This window comes from Planktotalea sp. (assembly GCF_039984035.1).
GTDB lineage: Bacteria > Pseudomonadota > Alphaproteobacteria > Rhodobacterales > Rhodobacteraceae > Planktotalea.
On sequence record NZ_JBDWVM010000094.1, the window covers coordinates 1 to 3,009 of the forward strand.

3 protein-coding genes are annotated in these 3,009 nt (G+C 54.0%); all 3 read right to left on the reverse strand.

From position 1 onward, the window contains the following. Positions 1-221: hypothetical protein (locus tag ABJQ89_RS04135; RefSeq protein ID WP_348495003.1), on the reverse strand; the 221-nt coding region annotated here is incomplete at its 3' end. A gap of 195 nt (positions 222-416) precedes the next feature. After that, positions 417-2,159, reverse strand: a complete 1,743-nt coding sequence (gene lpdA / locus ABJQ89_RS04140) for a dihydrolipoyl dehydrogenase (RefSeq protein ID WP_348495004.1) — start codon at positions 2,157-2,159, stop codon at positions 417-419. Positions 2,160-2,172: 13 nt separating this feature from the next. Further along, on the reverse strand, positions 2,173-3,009 hold an 837-nt coding region (locus tag ABJQ89_RS04145), incomplete at its 5' end, for a 2-oxo acid dehydrogenase subunit E2 (RefSeq protein WP_348495005.1).

The window sequence follows — 3,009 nt, forward strand, 5'->3', positions numbered from 1 at the left end:
TCGGTTTGGCCAAGACCGAACAAGGCGTCATCACCACTTGATCCCGTCAAAGTATCTGCCGAATTCGTTCCAAATTCCACATCATACCCGTCATAAACCGACGGTTCATCTGGATCGAATCCTTCTACGCCATTGTCTTCAGCGATGTCTTCAACGACCCCTTCTAGAAATCCTGAAAAGGCAAATGCCAGCGCGAGCGGGATAAGTAACAAAGCAATCATAACGACCTCGAAACAAGATTTATAAAAAGTAGCTAATATTCAGGATAATATATCCATATAGGTTAACCAATAATCAACCGTGAAATAGATAGTTGGTTAGAGTAGCTGAGCTGCCCCCAGTTGGCATCTTTGCTAAGCCGTATACCTGCCCTAGCAACTGAGCTAGGACAGGTAGTTTTCTCAATAGCTATGAAATTAGTGCTTTTTCTTCTTAGGTGGCATCAGGTCTGTGATCGTTCCTTCGAACATTTCCGCCGCGAAATTGACGGTCTCTGACAACGTCGGATGTGCGTGAATTGTGTGACCGAGGTCCACTGCATCTGCACCCATCTCGATCGCCAAACCCACCTCCGCAATCAAATCACCAGCGTTCACACCAACGATGCAACCACCGATAACCCGTTGATCTTCTGGGTTAAACAATAGCTTTGTGATACCTTCAGATCTGCCATTCGAAAGAGCTTTGCCAGAAGCGGCCCAAGGGAAGACACCCTTTTCAAACTTGATGCCCTTGGCTTTTGCTTCAGTCTCCGTCACGCCGCACCAAGCAACCTCAGGATCGGTATAAGCAACAGACGGGATCAGCTTTGCGTCAAAATGGCGTTTGTGACCGGCACAAACTTCCGCCGCAACTTTACCCTCGTGAACAGCCTTGTGCGCAAGCATCGGCTGGCCGACGAGATCACCAATCGCGAAGATGTGAGGTACGCCCGTGCGCTGCTGGCTGTCCACGGCGATAAACCCGCGCTCATCCACGGCAACGCCCGCTTTGTCCGCATCGATCTTCTTGCCGTTTGGCGTACGGCCGACAGCAACCAGCACCTTATCGAAGGTATCCGTTGAGACCTCACCCGCAGCATCCTCAAACGTGACTTTCAGCCCCTTCTTCTGGGCCTCCATCGCGGTGACTTTCGTCTTCAAAAGAATGTTTTCGTAACGCCCTTTGATCCGGTTGTGCAGTGGCTTAACTATATCTTTGTCTGCGCCCGGAATGATCTGATCCATCAGCTCAACAATGGTCACTTTCGATCCCAAAGCATCATAGACGCAGGCCATTTCAAGACCGATGATACCGCCGCCCAGAACCAACATCCGTTTCGGGATGTCTTTCAGCTCCAGCGCACCCGTTGAATCGATTACGCGCTCATCATCGTGCGGCAAGAACGGCAGATGCACAGGCTCAGAGCCAGCCGCGATGATGCACTGATCGAAGCTCACAGTTGTGACTTTGCCATCTTCAACCACTTCGATCATGTTCGGACCGGTAAACTTGCCGGTGCCCTTAACCGTCGTAACTTTGCGCGCGCTTGCAAGACCAGTCAGACCGCCCGTCAATTGACCAACAACCTTGTCTTTAAAGCTGCGCAGTTCGTCCAGATCGATCTTTGGCTTGGCAAAGCTCACGCCATGCGCGCCCATGTCTTCGGCCTCTGTGATGACTTTCGCCACATGCAACAGCGCCTTGGACGGGATACAGCCCACATTCAAACACACGCCGCCGAGCGTCGGGTTTTTCTCAATAAGAACAACCTTCTTGCCCAAATCCGCCGCGCGGAAAGCTGCGGTGTAGCCGCCAGGGCCAGAGCCCAAAACAACCACTTCGCCGTGCACATCGCCTGCGCCGCTGGCCGTTCCCGTTGCAGCAACCGCAGCAGGCGCTGCCGCTGCTGATGCTTCAACCGGAGCCGCCGCTGGCGCCGCTTCTGCGCCTGCGCCCTCGAATATCATGATGATGCTGCCCATAGAAACCTTGTCGCCTTCGCCCACAAGGATTTCCTTCACAACGCCCGCCGCTGGGGAAGGAACTTCCATCGTGGCTTTGTCAGATTCCAGCTCGACCAGAGCGTCCTCTGCGGCGACAGTATCGCCCACAGAGACCAGAACAGAGACGACAGGGATTTCAGAAAAATCACCAATATCAGGTACTTTGATTTCCATCAGATCGTCCTCCTTACCACATCAACTTGCGCATATCGCCGAGCAACGTCTTTAGCGTGACGCAGAAGCGTGCCGCCAAAGCGCCATCGACAGCGCGGTGGTCATAAGACAGCGACAAGGGCTGCATCAGGCGCGGCACGAATTCTTCGCCGTTCCAGACAGGCGCCATTTTCGAGCGCGTCAAACCAAGGATCGCAACTTCAGGTGCGTTGACGATGGGCGTGAAGCTGGTTCCGCCGATGCCGCCAAGGGAGGAGATCGTGAAGGTCGCGCCTTGCATGTCTGCGCCTTTCAACTTGCCTTCGCGCGCCGCGCCAGAGAGTTCCATCAATTCTTTGGAAATCTCGACAAGACCCTTCTTGTCCGCGTCTTTGATGACAGGAACCATCAAACCACCCGGCGTGTCCGCCGCGAAACCGATGTTGTAGAAGTCTTTCTTGATCAGCTTGTCGCCATCAGGATGCAGGGACGAATTGAATTCCCAGTGCTCTTTGAGCGCCGAAACAGACGCCTTGATCACGAAAGAAAGCAAAGTCACGCGATAGCCGTTCTCTTTAGCCATCGCGTCCATTTCCTTGCGGTACTTATCAAGGTCTGTGATGTCCGCTTCGTCGTTATGCGTCACATGCGGAATGTTGAGCCATGAGCGGTGCAGCGCCGGGCCAGACAGCTTCTTGATGCGTGGCATTTCCACATCCTCAACAGGACCGAACTTGGAGAAGTCCACAGCAGGAATAGGTGGAATGCCCATGCCGCCTGCCGCGCCGCCGCCTGCCGCCGCTGGTGCCGCGCTGGATTTGAAGAATTTGGTGATGTCTTCGCGCAGGATACGACCCTTGCGGCCCGTTCC

Bases quoted from the DNA above. Each gene is read 5' to 3' on its own strand.
- lpdA (WP_348495004.1), bottom strand. From the start codon at position 2,159: ATGGAAATCAAAGTACCTGATATTGGTGATTTTTCTGAAATCCCTGTC.